17 protein-coding genes and 1 tRNA gene are annotated in these 17,261 nt (G+C 30.6%); 7 read left to right on the forward strand and 11 right to left on the reverse strand.

The genetic code is table 11. The annotated features are described in order from the left end of the window. Positions 1-45: 45 nt before the first annotated feature. Positions 46-183: a hypothetical protein gene (locus L988_RS13595; RefSeq protein ID WP_156111921.1), complete on the reverse strand. Its 138-nt coding sequence runs from the start codon at positions 181-183 to the stop codon at positions 46-48. Between the two features lie 87 nt (positions 184-270). Further along, complete coding sequence (locus L988_RS04185; RefSeq protein WP_052191680.1) at positions 271-2,124, reverse strand: metallophosphoesterase; 1,854 nt, start codon at positions 2,122-2,124, stop codon at positions 271-273. Positions 2,125-2,311: 187 nt separating this feature from the next. Here L988_RS04185 and L988_RS04190 point away from each other — a divergent pair, with 187 nt between their 5' ends. Then, positions 2,312-2,719 carry an NfeD family protein gene (locus L988_RS04190; protein WP_047381897.1) on the forward strand — a complete coding sequence of 136 codons (408 nt, stop codon included), beginning with the start codon at positions 2,312-2,314 and terminating at the stop codon, positions 2,717-2,719. A gap of 17 nt (positions 2,720-2,736) precedes the next feature. Beyond that, positions 2,737-3,615 (forward strand): SPFH domain-containing protein, encoded by an 879-nt coding sequence (locus L988_RS04195; protein ID WP_047381898.1) that lies wholly within the window; start codon positions 2,737-2,739, stop codon positions 3,613-3,615. Between the two features lie 233 nt (positions 3,616-3,848). Here the strand turns inward: L988_RS04195 and L988_RS04200 are convergent. Continuing rightward, positions 3,849-3,935: transfer RNA gene (locus L988_RS04200), tRNA-Leu, on the reverse strand. 123 nt (positions 3,936-4,058) lie between these two features. On the opposite strand from L988_RS04200, the gene L988_RS04205 reads away from it, so the two are divergent. Then, a complete protein-coding gene (locus L988_RS04205; protein ID WP_047381901.1) occupies positions 4,059-5,999 on the forward strand; it encodes a GGDEF domain-containing protein in 1,941 nt (646 codons plus the stop codon). Positions 6,000-6,018: 19 nt separating this feature from the next. Here the strand turns inward: L988_RS04205 and L988_RS04210 are convergent, their stop codons facing one another. Next, the gene (locus tag L988_RS04210; protein ID WP_047381904.1) at positions 6,019-6,465 is read right to left on the reverse strand and encodes a hypothetical protein; all 447 of its coding nucleotides are present in this window, start codon (positions 6,463-6,465) and stop codon (positions 6,019-6,021) included. 18 nt (positions 6,466-6,483) lie between these two features. After that, positions 6,484-6,729, reverse strand: coding sequence for a glycine zipper 2TM domain-containing protein (locus tag L988_RS04215; RefSeq protein WP_052191681.1), 246 nt, complete (start codon positions 6,727-6,729; stop codon positions 6,484-6,486). Positions 6,730-7,112: 383 nt separating this feature from the next. Between L988_RS04215 and L988_RS04220 the strand changes: the two genes are divergently transcribed. The 4 genes from L988_RS04220 to L988_RS04235 all read left to right on the forward strand — a co-directional run bounded on the left by L988_RS04220 (position 7,113) and on the right by L988_RS04235 (position 10,404). Next, positions 7,113-7,874, forward strand: a complete 762-nt coding sequence (locus tag L988_RS04220) for an amino acid ABC transporter substrate-binding protein (protein WP_047381906.1) — start codon at positions 7,113-7,115, stop codon at positions 7,872-7,874. Further along, positions 7,874-8,500: an amino acid ABC transporter permease gene (locus tag L988_RS04225; RefSeq protein ID WP_047381907.1), complete on the forward strand. Its 627-nt coding sequence runs from the start codon at positions 7,874-7,876 to the stop codon at positions 8,498-8,500. Before L988_RS04220 ends, L988_RS04225 begins: the two co-directional genes overlap by 1 nt. Then, entirely contained in the window at positions 8,500-9,093 is a 594-nt protein-coding gene (locus L988_RS04230; protein ID WP_052191682.1) for an amino acid ABC transporter ATP-binding protein, read from the forward strand. Before L988_RS04225 ends, L988_RS04230 begins: the two co-directional genes overlap by 1 nt. 102 nt (positions 9,094-9,195) lie before the next feature. After that, the gene (locus tag L988_RS04235) at positions 9,196-10,404 is read left to right on the forward strand and encodes a dicarboxylate/amino acid:cation symporter (protein WP_047381908.1); all 1,209 of its coding nucleotides are present in this window, start codon (positions 9,196-9,198) and stop codon (positions 10,402-10,404) included. 24 nt (positions 10,405-10,428) lie between these two features. Here L988_RS04235 and L988_RS04240 read toward each other — a convergent pair whose 3' ends face one another. The 6 genes from L988_RS04240 to ablA are packed head-to-tail and all read right to left on the reverse strand — an operon-like array spanning position 10,429 to position 17,227. Next, entirely contained in the window at positions 10,429-11,238 is an 810-nt protein-coding gene (locus tag L988_RS04240; RefSeq protein WP_047381910.1) for a PhzF family phenazine biosynthesis protein, read from the reverse strand. 7 nt (positions 11,239-11,245) lie between these two features. Beyond that, the gene (locus tag L988_RS04245; protein ID WP_047381913.1) at positions 11,246-12,034 is read right to left on the reverse strand and encodes an OAM dimerization domain-containing protein; all 789 of its coding nucleotides are present in this window, start codon (positions 12,032-12,034) and stop codon (positions 11,246-11,248) included. After that, on the reverse strand, positions 12,034-13,593 hold the full coding sequence (locus L988_RS04250) for a lysine 5,6-aminomutase subunit alpha (RefSeq protein ID WP_047381916.1): 1,560 nt from the start codon (positions 13,591-13,593) through the stop codon (positions 12,034-12,036). The genes L988_RS04245 and L988_RS04250 overlap by 1 nt, the downstream gene beginning before the upstream one ends. Positions 13,594-13,605: 12 nt before the next feature. After that, a complete protein-coding gene (locus tag L988_RS04255) occupies positions 13,606-14,940 on the reverse strand; it encodes a hypothetical protein (RefSeq protein WP_047381918.1) in 1,335 nt (444 codons plus the stop codon). Then, positions 14,930-15,952, reverse strand: a complete 1,023-nt coding sequence (locus tag L988_RS04260; protein ID WP_047381920.1) for a hypothetical protein — start codon at positions 15,950-15,952, stop codon at positions 14,930-14,932. The genes L988_RS04255 and L988_RS04260 overlap by 11 nt, the downstream gene beginning before the upstream one ends. A 33-nt stretch (positions 15,953-15,985) precedes the next feature. Next, positions 15,986-17,227 (reverse strand): lysine 2,3-aminomutase, encoded by a 1,242-nt coding sequence (gene ablA / locus L988_RS04265; RefSeq protein ID WP_047381922.1) that lies wholly within the window; start codon positions 17,225-17,227, stop codon positions 15,986-15,988. Between the last annotated feature and the right edge of the window lie 34 nt (positions 17,228-17,261).

The raw sequence follows: 17,261 nt of genomic DNA on the forward strand, positions 1-17,261 counted from the left end.
CTTCTTTGATTTTGCCTAAAAAAAAAATAGAATAGCCACTGCAACCTATGCTGCAGAAACCACTCTATTTTTTAAATAAAATATATTAAAGTTTGATGAAAATATAAAAGATGAAATAGATAAAGAATATAAAAACGACAACAATATGTTTATTCCGCCAGTTTCTCTCTTCCTCTTTCTCACTTTATACTTCACCTCCTTTTTTTACACTAGAAAGAATTCTATCATAAAAAAAATATCTCGTCAAGAATTTTTTTGTTAATTTTTTCTCTATATTTTAACTTTTAAATCCCCTGATTTCATATCGATTATAAAGTCTGTATCTGGATAATCATTGATAAATCTATTTAAAATACTAAATAAAACTTTCACTCTATCTGTAACTTTATTTTCTTCAGTTTTGTTATTTAAAGATATCTCATAAATAACTTTATACTCTTTCACACGTTGAGTCGAAACATCACTTAAAGCTAAATTTCCAGCATTTCTAAAACGATATAAATCTGTAACTAAATCTGTTCCATTCCATTTTTCTAAATCACTCACTTTAACACCATTTTCTTTTAAAATCTTCTCTGCACTTTTCTCATTTCCTACTGCTAGAAGATTAAACATATCTTTTCCTGACATTGGTATTATATTTTCTTTAATATCCTCTGGCCAATCTTTTGGTAAAAATCTAAGTCTCACTAACTCTTGAATATGCCAATTTGCAAACTCTTTATAACTTTTAGATTTTAAGATATCTTTATTCCAAATATTTTTCGTTCCTGATTTTTCTAATTGAACATACTCTTTTTCATAGTGCTCAAACAACTCATTAAATCTTGGAACCTCATCTATTCTAACTGTTTGTATTAAAGCTTCACCTTTCTTATTATCTATAGATAATAATTTATAAGCTGGTACATACGCAGCTATCGAAGGAACTTGAACATTTACTAAAAAATTACCATTTTCATTCTTTTTAACTCCAGTGTCATTGAAATGCATATGGCCACCAAAGTGTAATTTTATTCCCGCGTCAGCAAAAGTTTTAGCAACCTCATCTGTCGGAACTCTTCTCAATTCAAATTTACCTGTACCAAATATAGATTCTACCTCTTCTGAAGCACCATTATAAAAATCTACCATTGGATAGTGACTAAATGTAACTAAAGTTTTTCCTTTTTCCTCAGCTGTTTTAGCAACTTTTTCAACCCAATTTATAAGATGTTTTTTATGTGTTAAAACTCTATTATATCCAGCATTCGAAGCTGAAGTAAATCCTTTTCCATCCTCTGTCGGTACATATACATTCGAATCTATTGCAAGTAGCCACAACCCTTTTGTCGGTTCAACTAAGTAGCTTCCATCAACAATTTCAAATTTTTCATTTCCTAGTTTATCTCCAGAGCCCTCATAAGAGATTTCATATTTTCTATTTTTAGAAGAGCTATCCTCTAAAGCTTTTTCAAAGCTATACTGCTCATAACTGTATTTTGAAAACGGAGTCTCCCAGTAGATATCACTTTTCTCAGGAACTAATCCAAAACTATTTATCTGTTTCATTATATCCTCATACCCTTGCTCTTTAACAACTTCTGAGAATATAACCGGATTCATTCCATCTTTTTCTTTTATCTTTGAATTTTTACTGAAAATAGGCTGCTCTTTTCCATTCTCTCCAAGATAATCCATCTTTCCTTTATCAACTGTCATTGGCATAACAGGGTCATGGTTTCCAAACGTTATATAAAACTTTATCCCATGTTTTTTAGTATAGTTATCCATAATCTTTTTCAATCCTTCTATATGAACCTCTTGTCCATCATCACTAAAATCTCCTGGAAGAACAATATATTTTATATCCTTTTTTACCAAGTCATCTAAAACAGCTATAAATGCAAAATAGTTTTCGTTAAATAATCTTGTCGAATTCATTTGAGAATCCATTGTTCTTATTGTTGCATATTTCCCTGTTACCTCACTCTTCAACCCTTTAAAATCCCCTTTAAAATCTCCATATACATCATGAAAATGTACATCTGATACAAATGCAACCTTATATTCATCTTGAGCATTTAACATTGTCGCTCCTACCATTGCTAATATTCCTATTAAACTTTTCTTTACACTAAACATAGTTCCCCTCTTGCTGTACTTTTTATTGTTTTCTCTTATTATATAATACCAAAGTTAAAACTGGCTTTATTCTAAGTAAATAACGCGTTAAAATTATAAGATTATCTTTTCTATTTTGACAATCTTGACTTTAAAGAGTATACTCTACTTAACAACATTTTTAATTTTTTTTAAGAAAGGAGCCGCTATGTTAATCTGGTTTATTGCAGGTTTAGTACTTTTAGGAGTTGAACTTTTAACTTTTGGACTTATTTCTATCTGGTTTGCTCTTGGAGCTTTTTTAACAATGCCATTTCATAATTTGGCTTTAGAGCATCAATTTTACATTTTTGTGGGTACATCACTTCTTTCTTTAATCTTGGTTAGGAAAATTGCTTTAAAATATTTCAAAACCAATTCAAAAGAATTAAACCGTATCACAGAAAAAGAAGTAACTATCGAAGAGATTACTTTAAAAGGAAATCAACAAATTTATACTGTGTATCTAGACGGGAAAATTTGGGAAGCTATTTCTTCTGAGAATTTTAAAATTGGTGATAAAGTCTTTGTTCAAAAAATTGTCGGAAACAAACTATTTTTAATTAAAAAAATATAGATTTTAGGGAGGGTTTTATGCTATTTTTATTTATCTTGATTTTTATTGCAATATTTTTAATTGGAACACATGTTAGAATTGTTGCTCAATCTCAAGCTTTCGTTATTGAAAGACTTGGAGCTTACCTAAACACTTGGGATGTTGGTCTTAATGTATTAATACCATTTATTGATAGAGTTGCTAAAAGAGTATCTTTGAAAGAGCAAGTTATCGACTTTCCGCCACAGCCCGTTATAACAAAGGATAATGTAACTATGCAAATAGATTCTGTTGTATACTTCCAAATAACTGATCCTAAGTTATATACTTATGGTGTTGAAAATCCACTGAATGCTATTGAGAATCTTACTGCAACAACTCTTAGAAATATTATTGGAGAGATGGAATTAGATGCTACTCTTACATCTAGAGATACTATCAATACTAAAATGAGAGCTATTTTAGATGAGGCTACTGATCCTTGGGGAATCAAAATCAATAGAGTTGAACTTAAAAACATCATTCCTCCAGCAGAGATTCAAGACGCTATGGAAAAGCAGATGAAAGCTGAAAGAGAAAGAAGAGAGTCTATTCTTAGAGCGGAAGGACAAAAAACTGCGGCTATCCTTGTTGCTGAAGGAGAAAAAGAGGCTGCTATTTTAAGAGCCGAAGCTAAAAAAGAAGCTGCCATTAGAGAGGCCGAAGGAGAGGCCGAAGCTATTTTAAGTATTCAAAAAGCTCAAGCTGAAGCTATCAGACTTATAAAAGAAGCTGCGCCTGATAAGAGCGTTCTAACTCTTAAAGGAATGGAGGCTTTTGAAAAGGTTGCAAATGGACAAGCTACAAAAATTATAATTCCTAGTGAATTACAAAACATTGTGACTTTAAGTGAACTATTCCATGAAGCTAAAAAATAAAATTTGAATATAGATTCAAATTTTTTCTTGACTTATTAAGTTTTTTGAATTATAATTCAAGAAGTAAGAAATTTTTTAACTTTTTCCAACAATCAAACAAATATGAAAAAAGCTCTTGTAAAAAAGAGCTTTTTTTTATATAAAAATATAGATAAATAAAAAAATCATATATCTTTTTAACTTATTTAAATAAATCTCTAAATAAATTAAAAATATATATGATTTAAAATAAATGGTGCCTGAGGGGGGACTCGAACCCCCAAGGTGTTAGCACCGGCGGATTTTGAGTCCGCTACGTCTACCAATTCCGTCACTCAGGCTTTGTGATATCATTCTATACCAATTAGAGAGCTTTGTCAACAATATTTTTATCCTTGACTTAACTTTGAATGAATGATAAAATATAAAGCTTATAGAATCTAATATTTATGGAGGAATTTAACTTGAAATCTAATTTTAAATTCTATCTATTTTTTTTAATAATCTTCTCTAATATTTGTTTTGGTAATACTTTTAATCTTGGTATTCAAGATTATCCAGATACAAATAAAAAAATAGACGGAACATCAATAAACGATATCATCATAGAGATTTTTGAAAAAGAATTAAAACTTAAACCTGTTTTTATCAAAGGTGAGTGGAAAAAATCTTATCAAAATCTTGATACCGGAAAAATAGATGCTTTAGGTTTAGTCAATAAACCTAGTCAAAATATTTTTCTCTCTAGACCAATATTTAACGAGAATCTATACATAACTTCAGATACAAAACCTCTTAAATCAATTAATGACTTAAACAATAAAATAATCTACTCTTATCGAGACGATAAAGAATCACTTGATAAACTACGATATTTTTTAGATAAAAATAACATAACTGCAAAAATAGTTCTTGTTAACAACACAACTAAATACCGAGATGATTACTATCTAAATTCTGAGTTTACATCACTCCGATCTAAAAACAAACTTTTTGTATCTTATTTAGGTCCTGTTAGTATAGGAGTAAACAAGATTCATAAAGATTTAATTCCAAAGATTAATAAACTACTAGATGAAAAATATGGCGATATGATTACTGAGCATCTTTTAAATTTGACACTTTATTATCAGCAAGAAAATTTCAAAAAAAGTTTAACTTCAGAAGAGTACGAATGGTTAAAAAATAAAAAAGAACTCTCTGTTTTTCTAGAGTCTAATACAACACTAAGTAGATATATTAAATCTCACAAAAAATACATTGGAATACTTCCCGAATATATATCACTTATCTCTAAAATTATTGAAACTCCAATAGTTATTTCAAGTAGAGATTCTAAATCAAGTGCACTTAAAAATCTAACTAATAAAAATTACGATTTTCTAACTTCTTCTGAAGAACATGATTTTTTATCTGAGTTTCTTATTTCAAATAAAATAGATTATATTCCTGTTTTTTTATTAAATAACCATAAAAAGAAAACCACATCTATTGGAGTTATTAATAAAGCCTTTTCACAAAAAGTAGGAGAAACTTATTTTTCATCAAATGAAATAAAAATATTTTCATCAAGTGAAGAGCTTCAAAAATCCTTTCTCAAAGGTGATGTTCGTTATATTATTACTCCATTTTTAGGATACGATAACGATTATCTTGATGAATATCGTGAAAAAAAAATTAAAGATATTCCTTTAAATTTTATTGTTAAAAAAGATAATAAAATTTTATTAAATATCCTGAATAAAGCTCTTGATGTCATTGATGAGGAAAGCAGAATAAAAATTAAAGAAACTATTGAAAAAGATCGACGGATGCTTCTTTACTCTTATAATAAAAAACAAAAAAACGAATTCCTTATTTTTTTTGTAATAATTCTTACGTGCGGTTACCTTTCATTTAAAATAATATCTCAACGTAAAACTGCAACAAAACTAAAACACGATCAACTAACAGGATTACAAAATAGATTTATTTTTGATAAGATAATGAAGTCTCCACATAAAAATGACCACAATATTTTTATCGTCATCGATTTAGATAATTTCAAATCTGCTAATGATACTTTTGGTCACCAAATTGGTGATTTAATATTAATTGAAGTTGCTAAACTTTTGTTAGATACATTTGAAAAAAGAGAGATCTTTAGAATTTCTGGAGATGAATTTTATATTCATTGTTCAAATAAATTCATTTTGAAAAAATTAAATAATATTGTTGCTAATGGACAGAATTCAGAAATTTTAAAACAGTATAATATTAGTTTCAGTATCGGATATTATGAAAAAGCTATAGATGAAAATTTTAGTGTAGCATTTGATAAAGCCGATAAAGCAATGTATGCTGCTAAAAAAATATCTGGTTTCTCATTTGTAAAATTTCAAAATAAAAAAGGCCATCAAATTTAAATATTTGACGGCCTTTTTTCTATTTTTTTGTCGGTCTTAAAGTTTCTTCTAAAGTTTTAAATGAGAACTCTAACTCTTTAGGTGATCCACCTGTATTTAGCATTATATTATTTTTATAGTTTGCTGATAAAACAAATGCATAATCTTTAATCGAAGGATTTGCAAAAACTAAAATTCCATTTCCAAAATCGCATTCTGCCGGAACTAAATTGAATCCCTTCTCTTCCAAAAGATTTATAGAATTAGCTATCGCTGTATTTAATTCAGCATAACTTTTATACTCTACAACTTCAGTATGAGCATTCGCTTTCTTAAAATTAAATCCTACTTTTTCAGTTGCATACTCTAATTTATATCCATTACTCTCCATCTTTTGCTTTAAAGTTGGAAAATTGTAATTATCACCACTTGCAAATGCACTTAGAGATAGTGTTAGTGAGAACAAAAACAAAAATATTTTTTTCATAGACTTCCTCCTAGAATATTAATAGTTGTATCTTCTTCTATAATAGTTCTTTTGTCTTTCATGACCTATTGCCGATCCTGCTAGAGCTCCTATTCCGGCTCCTATTAATGTACTCGTTGTATCTCTACCTATAAGCTGTCCAGCAATAGCTCCAACAGCAGCTCCACCTACTGCATTTCTTCGAACATAAGGTGTATTATAAGAAGCAGAACATCCAACTAAAATAGAGATTAAAACTGAAAGAAAAACCAATCTTTTTAGCATAAAAACCTCCTCTAATAAAAAAAATAATAAATCCTAAAATCTTTTACTAAATCTAAATAACTCTTCCTCTAAAAATAAGTTTTAATTTTCATTAAGAAAAAAATTCTTGACTTTTAAACATTTTAATACTATGATTAATGAATAAAAAAACTTAGGAGGAAAATATGTCACAACTGTTCGTTAATTTAAACACATTACATCATCATCATAGATATTAGAGTTTGTTACTATGAATTTTCGTAGATACAGACTCTTGTTGTTTTGACTTGAGTCTGTATCTATGGTGTGTGTATAACGAAGAAAGTAAACATATTTTCTTGAAGCCATCTAGATACGTCTAGGTGGCTTTTTTGTTTTTATAAATTTATACGGAGGTTAATATCATGAAAAAACTATTTAAACTTTTATTTTTAACACTTACTATCTTTACTACGACTTTTTCTAAAGAAAACTCTTTAGAAAATATTTTGAAAAAAGGAGAGATTATCATTGGACTTGATGATACCTTCGCACCTATGGGATTTAAAGATGAGAATGGAAATATCATTGGTTTTGATATCGATTTAGCTAACGAAGTAGCTAAAAGAATGGGAGTTAAAGCTACGTTTAAACCAAGTGAATGGGATGGAATTGTCTTTGATTTGAAAAGTAAAAAAATCGATTTAGTTTGGAATGGGATGACAATAACACCTGCTAGAGAAAAGCAGATTCTTTTCTCTGAGCCATACTTTGATGATGATCAAATCGTTATCGTAAAAAATGACTCTATCAAAACTTTAGATGATTTAAAATCTAAAAATATTGGAGTTCAAATGGGTAGTACATCATATTTCGCTTTTGAAGCTTCAAAATATTCAAAGGATGTTAAAGAGATCAAAAAATACTCTACAAATGTTGAGTCTCTTTTAGATTTAGAAGCGGGGAGATCAGATGCCGTAATTATGGATGCTGTTGTTGGAAGATACTATATTGCTAAAAAAGATGGATTTAGTGTTTTAAGTGAACCAATAGCCAAAGAAAAAATGGGAGTTGGACTTAGAAAAGAGGATGTCTCTTTGAAAAATGAAATTGACAAAACTTTAAATGATATGAGAGCTGACGGAACATTTAAAGCGATATATACAAAATGGTTTGGAGATAAATAATGGAAAATAACTTAATCTATATACTAAAAGGTTTAAACCTTACATTAAAACTTTACTTTTTTACACTGATTTTTGCACTACCTTTTGGTATTTTACTATCACTTGGAAGAGTTTCTAAATCTAAAATCTTAAATAATAGTATTCAAATATATACTTGGATTTTTAGAGGAACACCTCTTTTACTTCAACTTTTCTTTGTCTACTACGGTCTACCAGTAGTTGGAGTAACTCTGGAGCCATTTACAGCTGCATTGTTAACTTTTATAATTAACTACTCAGCTTATACATGTGAAATTTTTAGAGGAAGTATTCTCGGAATAGATAAGGGACAGTATGAAGCTGCTAAAGTTTTAGGTTATAACTATTGGCAAACAATGTTCAAAGTAATTCTTCCTCAAAGTTTAGTTACAGCTATTCCCGCGCTTTCAAACGAAGCTATCTCTCTTGTTAAAGATACATCTTTGATATCAGCTATCGGTATGGCAGAGATTTTGAGAAACTCGAAAGAGATTGTAACTAGAGAATTCAGTATAACGCCTTTTATCCTTTGTGCTGGAATTTATTTAATTCTTTCGACAGTTATTATATTTATATTAAAAAATATTGAAAAAAAGGTGAATGTATAATGGGTATTAAAGTAAAAAATTTAAATAAAAATTTTGGAAATAGCGTTGTTTTTAAAAATTTAAATCTAGAGATTGAAAAAGGTGAAATCATCTCTATTATTGGTCCTTCTGGAAGAGGAAAATCAACTTTTTTAAGATGCGTAATCGGACTCGAAGAGTTTGATTCAGGTGAGATTATCTGCAATAGAAAAAAAATGGGAATGGTTTTTCAAAACTTCAATCTTTTTCAAAATAAAACTGTTCTACAAAATATAGTAGAACCTTTAGTTTTAGTTGATAAACTAGATAAAACCATCGCTAAAGAGCGTGCTATCTCTCTTTTACAGAAGGTTGGGTTAGAAGATAAAAAAGATTCGTATCCTAAGTATCTTTCTGGAGGACAGCAACAAAGAGTCGCTATTGCTAGAGCACTTGCTAAAGAGCCAGATGTTTTACTTTTTGATGAGCCTACATCAGCTCTTGATCCTTTTATGACAAGTGAAGTTCTTAAAGTTATAGAAGATTTAAAAAATAGTAGCGATATTACAATGGTTATTGTCAGTCACGAAATGGATTTTGTTAAAAAAGTTTCAACAAGAATAATTGAATTTTAATATTTGAAAAAGTTTTTTCATGAAAGTTGAAAATAAAATTTTACTTTTTATATTTGTTGTGATAAAATTAACAAGAATAATATAAATAGGAGATTAAATTTTATGAAAAAACTTAGTAGTAGTACAACAATAATCATTTCTATGGTATTAGGTATAGTATCAGGAATTTTCTTACAGGAAAAAGCAATCATCTTTGCACCTTTAGGAGATCTTTTTTTAAAACTAATTACAATGTTAATAGTTCCATTAGTATTTTTCAATATCATCCTTGGAGCTATATCTCTAGGAAAAACAAAATCAGCAGGAAAAGTCGGTTTCTTAACTTTAAGTTACTATCTTGTCACATCATGTATTGCGGTTGCTATTGGAATAGGAGCTGGTTATATATTTAATCCAGGAGTTGGAATAGTCGTTCCAACATCACTGCTAGCAAAAGATGGTGCTTTTGCAGCTTCAACTTCAAGCCCTGGTTTCTGGAGTACAATTTTAAGTATGATTCCAGATAATCCATTTAAATCATTGATTGAGGGAAATATTCTTCAAGTTATATTCTTCTCTCTTTTCTTTGGAATATGTTTATCTAAACTTTCTGACGAAAAACAAAAACCAATAATTGATATTTTAGAAACAATAAATGAAACTTTAATAAAAATGGTGGAAAAAATTCTTTTAGTTGCTCCCATAGGAGTTTTTGGATTGATGGCTAACTCAATAGCTTTGTTCGGAATAGAGATTATCTTACTTGTCACAAAACTATTCTTAGTGTTCTCACTAGCTCTGAGTATTATACATTTTGTAATGTTGCCTATGCTTGTTAAAATACTTGGTGGAGTATCTCCAATAGAGTTCATTAAAAAAACAACACCAGCCCAGATTTTAGCTTTCTCTACTGCTTCTTCTATGGCTACTCTACCTGTAAATACAGATTGTTGTAAACAACTTGGAGTTAAAAACTCTACGGCTTCATTTGTTCTACCTCTTGGGGCTACTGTTAATATGAATGGAAACTCTATGCTTTATGGACTTCTAGCTATGTTCTTTGCTCAAATGTTTAATATTGAGCTCGGACCAGCTCAATATGTTGGAATTGTTTTAACATCTGTTCTTGGAGCAGTTGGAACTGCTGGAGTTCCGGGTCCCTCTCTACTTGTTGTGGCTGTTTTAGCCACTGCTGGAATACCTGTTGTTGCTCTTCCATTAGTTTTTGGAATAGATAGAATTATGGATATGATGAGAACATCTACAAACATTTTAGGAGATGCTTCATGTGCTGTTATTATGGAAAATATTTTGAAAAAATCAAATAGCTAAACTTAAAAAGAGTTGAATAGATATCTATTCAACTCTTTTAAATTCACTTCCAACATATATTTTATCTTTAATAAATTTAACTATTATTTTAGAAATTTCACCATAATTTTCCCCTTGAAAAAATTCTACACACTCATTTCTAAACCTATCAAAGGTATTTAAATAGGCAAAGAGAGCTCCATTTGAACTTCCAGTTGCAGCTTCTTCATTTATTCCATAAAGTGGAGCAAAATTCCTACAATATATTTTGTTGTTATCAAAAGTATATATATGATACCCTATTACATCATATTTTTTAGATATCTCTTTTATCTTATTATAATCTAAGTTCAAGCCATTTAGCAATTCTCTGCTTTTAACAGAAATAAGAATATCTCTCAATCCTGTATAACCTATAACTGGTTTAAGATCCTCGTATAGAAAATCTTTATCTATATCTAGTGAATCTAAAACCTCTTTTGAATCTAAATTATAATCTATTTTAAAATCATCCTGTTCCAAAAATATTTTATCTTTTTGCACGATAACATTTAAATCTTTAAAATCTAATCTTTCTATATACTCTCCATCTTCAATAATTTTATTTTTTTTTAAAATATAAAATGCTGCTAAAGAAGCATGACCACAAAACTCTATTCTGCACTCTGGTGTATAAAATTTTAACTCAAAGATTTTGTCACTCATCTTTTTTATAAAAACTGTCTCTGAAAAATGAAGTTTGGCAGCTATCTCTTGACATTTTTCTTGAGATAAATCTTTAGTTAATATAATTACACCAGCTTTATTCCCACCTTTTCCTTCATGAGTAAAAACATCTACTATGTATTCTATCATAATATTTTTATTTTATCTCTCTTTTAACTAACTCTTGAACAGCATACGAAGCTACATCATCAGCATAAGTTCCCGCTCCAAATCCAGCATCATACCCTAACTCTTTTGCCAATTCATGTGTTATTCTAGCTCCACCACATATAACTAACATTCTATCTCTAAGTCCTTCAGCTTCTATCATCTCTATAAGTTCTACCAAATTTTTTATGTGAACATCTTTTTGAGTTACAGTTTGTGAAACTAAAAGTACATCGGCTTTTATCTCAATAGCTTTTGCTATAAAATCTTCATTCAGGACTTGGCTTCCCATATTTAAAGCTTCTATCATCTCATATCTTTCTAATCCATAGTGCCCTGCATACCCTTTCATATTCATAATTGCATCTATTCCAACTGTATGTGCATCCGTTCCTGTACTTGCTCCTAAAACTACAATCTTTCTACCTATATTCTCTTTTACAAATTTATCTGTTGCTTCCATCGACCAAGTTGTCGACTCAACCTTTGGAACGTATATTGACTCATAATCTACGGTATGAGTACAACTTCCATAACAGTTAAAAAATGTAAATCCCTCTGTTAACTCTTTAAAGTATGAAACCTGTGGATTCAAAAATCCCATCTTCTTCATCAACTGTTTTGCTGCCTCAACTCCCTCCGCTCCTGCAGGAACTGGTAATGTAAATGAAAGGTGTGTTTTACCATCGTTCATTGTATCTCCATATGGTTTTACAGCTTTCAAATCCAGTGTTGTATCAAAACTTCTCTCTTCCATTGAATATAATCCACCGCTCATTATTTCACCTCTCCCAACATTTTTGGAATAAATAGATTAATATAGTTAGCTCCTTTTCCAACAACACCAGCTAACCCTTTTCCTCCTGTTCTACTTCTTTTTATATCTGCAAACGTTCCCTTTTCTAAAGAATTAAATAATCCATCATGAACCATTTTTTCTAAAAGTTGCACTGATTCCTCTAGTACAGATTGAGCTCTTTTTTGAATTATTCCATCAGTTTTAAACTCTATCTCAGCTCCAAAATCTCTCATATTATTAAATATATATCTTGCGTTCTCTATTGCTAAATATCTATCAGACATAAACGGTGTGTGTATCGCTTCTGTCATCATTCCTAAAAGTTGTAATCCTTGACCTGTCATTATTGCAACTTGATTAAATAGAGCATCTTGAATATGACCTTTAAAAACATTTCCAGTCATAAATTTTGTAGGCGGCATATATTTTAATGGTGCATTTGGGAAAATCTCTCTTGTCATCTGAGCTTGAGATAACTCTAAAAGGAATCCATTTTCTAATTCAGGGTCAATCTCAAAGGCGTGTCCAAGTCCCATCTGCTCCTCTGGCAATCCAGCCATAAAAGCAAGCTGTTCATTTATTAAATCTGAAGCTAAAACTGTATGAGCATTTTCTACTGCATCCGCCGTTGTTAAGTAATTATCCTCTCCAGTATTTATTATAACCCCTGCAAAGCCATTTATAACTCTTGAGAAAAATTGATCTACAAGTGTTCTTTGCATATTTATATCCCTAAACAGAATTCCATAAAGAGCATCGTTTAACATTACATCCAATCTTTCTAACGCTCCCATTGCAGCTATCTCTGGCATACACAATCCTGAACAGTAGTTACAAAGTCTTATATATCTTCCAACCTCTTCCCCAACCTCATCTAAAGCTTTTCTCATAATTCTAAAATTTTCCTGAGTTGCAAAAGTTCCACCGAATCCCTCTGTCGTAGCTCCATACGGCACATAATCCAACAAACTTTGTCCTGTTGTTCTTATAACTGCGATTATATCAGCTCCCTGTCTTGCTGCAGCTTGAGCTTGTATTACATCTTCATATATATTTCCAGTTGCTACTATTACATAAAGGTAAGGCTTTGGACCCTCTCCTATTCTAGTTAAATATTCATCTCTTTTCTCTTTATTAGATTTTATTCTATCTACCGAAGAGTTCACAAGTGGTTCAATAGCTTTTTCTACTTCATCTTTCGAATGTTGATTTAGTTTTGTTAAATCTAACTCTCCTGCACTCACTTTTTCCGCTATCTCTTGCGGAGACAATTCAGTTTCTAAAATAGCATTTCCTATAAAATACATAACTCCCTCAGACAAAACTCCTTTATCTTTTAGATGATCCACAACTATATTCGGTAGAGGAACTTCATCTATATCAACTCCGTCTATTCCTAGAAGTCTACATATAGTTCTTTCAACTGCTACTGTTGTATATGAATCCACAAACTTTTGAACATCCATAGCTATATCTTTTGCAAGTCCTCTAGCTTTCTGAACTTTATTAAAATCTAAACCCAATTTACTTTTAAACATGAATTTTCCTCCCTATAAATACTCATATGCGTTTTGTATAATTTCATCATCTATCTTAAGTAATTTAGCTATTGTGAGAGCTTCTTCTGGAACATCCCCATCGTCAACCTCTACTAAAGAGTAATCTATAAAATTCTCTATATTTTTATAGTCTATATTTTCTTCAAGCACATCTTTTTTTATTCCTACAACCCTAAGTTTTGTGACATCCTTTCCAATATCATCATAGTGCGTTGTTATAATAGCTTCAATAGAATATCTATCCAAAATTTTTACAACAGATTTTAGAAGTGCTCGTCCCTCTTCTGGATTTGTAGTTCTAGCTAACTCATCAATAAGAACTAAGGGTCTTACACCTTTTTTTATTTTTTTTACTATATTGTCAATCTCTAACATCTCAGCTGCAAAAGATGACAATCCCTCTTCTAAAGATTGTGAATCTCCGATAGATAAATAGATATCATCTAGTAGTTGAAGTTCTGCTGACTCTGCTGAAACAAAGAATCCTGTTTGAGCCATCACTTGAATTAATCCCAAGGTTTTCAAGGTCAAGGTTTTCCCCGACATATTAGCTCCTGTTATAACAGTAACTCTCTCTCCTAAAGATATATCTATCTTTTGATAAACTCTCTCTTTATCTTCTAACGATTTTAAAACTTTTGGGTTAAACATCCCTTTAATTTTTGTTTTATTGCCAAAAGTTGGCTTTACCAGATTCAATCTTTTTGCCTCATAAGCTTTTGCAAGAACAAAATCTAGATACCCTAATCTTTTTATTGAACTTTTTAAAACTTGGTTATAGTTTAATAACTTTTTACTAATAACCTTTCTTACATCATCTTCCAACTCTATCTCTTTATCATATAAACTTTCATCTTTTGTTTCCTTTATTTTCTCTCTTATCTCCCTCAATTCAATAGAATATGAGCTATAAATATGAAAACTAGCGATTCTGATTTTATCTGGATCCAAAATATCTATAACTTTTTCTAAGTTTTGTGGAGCTAGATCTTTATAATTTTCTTTTAACAATTCGTAGATTTCTTGGGAAATCATGGAAAAAATCTTAATCTCAAAAAGTTCAACATCATCTAATACATATCCATTTGTAACTCTTTCAACTATACTGCTTATATCCTTTAGATTAGATAGTTTCCTTTTCATTACAGAGTATATCTTCTGATTTTTTTCTAATAGATCTATTACAATCTCTAAATTATAAAACTCTTTCTCCAATAAGAGAGGATCATTTGAAAACTGAATCTCTTTTACTCTTTTTTTTCCAAGCTTACTACTAATATCTAATTTTTCTAAAATATAATCAAAGTTTACTTTTTCAAATTTCATATCCCTCCTCCCTTAGATTTACAACTGGAACATCTGTAAATTGCTTAATATCTTCTACAAGCTCCTTCCAATCTAAAACATATCCCGTTGGAGATACTGGATTTACAGTAATCGCAACTAACTCTGTATTTAAAAGAACTTTCAATTTTCCACCTCGTCGAATAAATCTATTTAGAACATCTGGTGATAAAAATATTTTTGTAAAATCTTTAACTAAAATTTCAACATTTTCTATAAAGCTCTGTTTTATCATATTCTCTACGAACCTTTCAGTTAAAACTCCTGTTATGTAAAGAGTACATGGTTCCTCAAATATATTTTCCTCTAATTCTGAAAAATTTAGAATTGATCTTATTGGAAGTTTGTTTATAATCTCTCCATTTAAAACTATTTTGTATATTCCATCCTTCAATCTTAAAATTTCATCTCGATTTACCCAATCAACTCTTTCTAGTTTCAAAAGATTTATAACATGTTTAGTTTTCTTTACAACCTCTTTTGCATTTATTGAAACTGAAGCTCCTGTAGATAAAACTATCCCCTCTGTAATAATAGGAGACCCCACACTCATTCGTGACAGGGCCCCATCTACTAAAACACAATCCATACCTTTTTCCAACATCTCATCTATTATCTCTTTTATCCAAGAACTGCTCGAGGGTCCAGAGAGTAAAACCTTGCCTTCTCCAAGTGCTCGTGCAGTTACAACTCTTCCTAAAGCTGTCGATTTCTCACTCACATTTAAAATCTCTGCTTCAAATCTTTTTTTACAATAGTGTTTTTCACTTGTTACGAAAACCATGCCCTCATATATTGTTATCTCTGGCTTTGATGTAGCTGTAACTATATCCACTGTCTCTCCATCTATACCTATAGATGTAACCCCCGCTAAAACCCTTTCAGTATTAAATCTCTTTAAGATATAATTCATAGTTTCTGTTTTCCCCACATTTTTTTCCAGTCCAATCGTTGCTACACTTCTATATTTTTTTATATCTTTTATAAAGGGCATGATTTTCCTCCTTTAAATGAATCTTCTATATTTTTAATGAGCGTTTCTTTGTTTTCTATCAAGTTGTCTTGGCTCTAATGTTTCCTCACATCCGCTCATAAGTCCTGCTACTCCAACTTGTTTTCTCTTAACCTCTCCTTTACAAACTTCACATTCACATGTATTCACATAGTTTGTCGGTTGAGTATATGTTGTTATTACTCCTTCAAAGTTTCTTAATATAACTTTATCTGGTGATTGCGAAATTATGTAATTTGGCATAACTGGAGTTTTCCCTCCTCCTCCTGGAGCATCCACAACAAATGTTGGAACAGCATATCCTGATGTATGTCCTCTTAATCCCTCTATTATTTCAATTCCTTTTGAAACTGGAGTTCTAAAGTGCTCAATTCCCATTGATAAATCACATTGATATATATAGTACGGTCTAACTCTCATCTTTACTAAGTTATGAACTAGCTCTTTCATAACATGAACGCAGTCATTTACTCCTTTTAGTAACACTGATTGGTTTCCTAATGGAACTCCCGCATTAGCAAGCATCTCACAAGCTTTTTTCGCTTCAGGTGTAATCTCTTTTGAATGATTAAAATGAGTATTTAACCAGATTGGATGATATTTTTTTAACATATCACAAAGCTCAGGTGTAATTCTTTGTGGCATAACAACAGGAGTTCTTGATCCTATTCTAATGATTTCTACATGTGGAATAGCTCTAAGTTTACTTATAATGTGCTCTAATTTTTCATCCGATAAAAGTAAAGCATCTCCTCCCGAAAGCAATACATCTCTAACTTGTGGAGTATTTCTAATATATTCTATCGCCTTTTCAATTCTTTCCATAGGAACAGCTTGATCTGTTTGACCAGCAAATCTTCTTCTTGTACAGTGTCTACAATACATTGCACACATATCTGTAACTAGTAATAACACTCTATCTGGATATCTATGAGTTAATCCTGGAACTGGTGAATCTCCATCTTCATGCAAAGGATCTAATTGATCCGCTTCTGATCTATGTAGTTCATTTATTGAAGGAACAGCTTGCATTCTCACAGGGCACTTTGGGTCGTTCAAATCCATAGTGCTTAAATAATATGGTGTAATTCCCATTCTTATTGTTTCTAACGACTTTTCTATTCCCTCTTTTTCCTCATCAGTCAAAGTCATCATAGTTTCTAACTGTTCCATGTTTTCAATTCTGTTTCTTATCTGCCACTTCCAATCATTCCACTGCTCATCAGCTACATTAAATCTCTCTCTCAAATTCATCATACTAGACTCCTCCAAATTTTCTATTTAACCCTTT

The organism is Cetobacterium sp. ZWU0022 (assembly GCF_000800875.1).
Taxonomy (GTDB): Bacteria; Fusobacteriota; Fusobacteriia; order Fusobacteriales; family Fusobacteriaceae; genus Cetobacterium_A.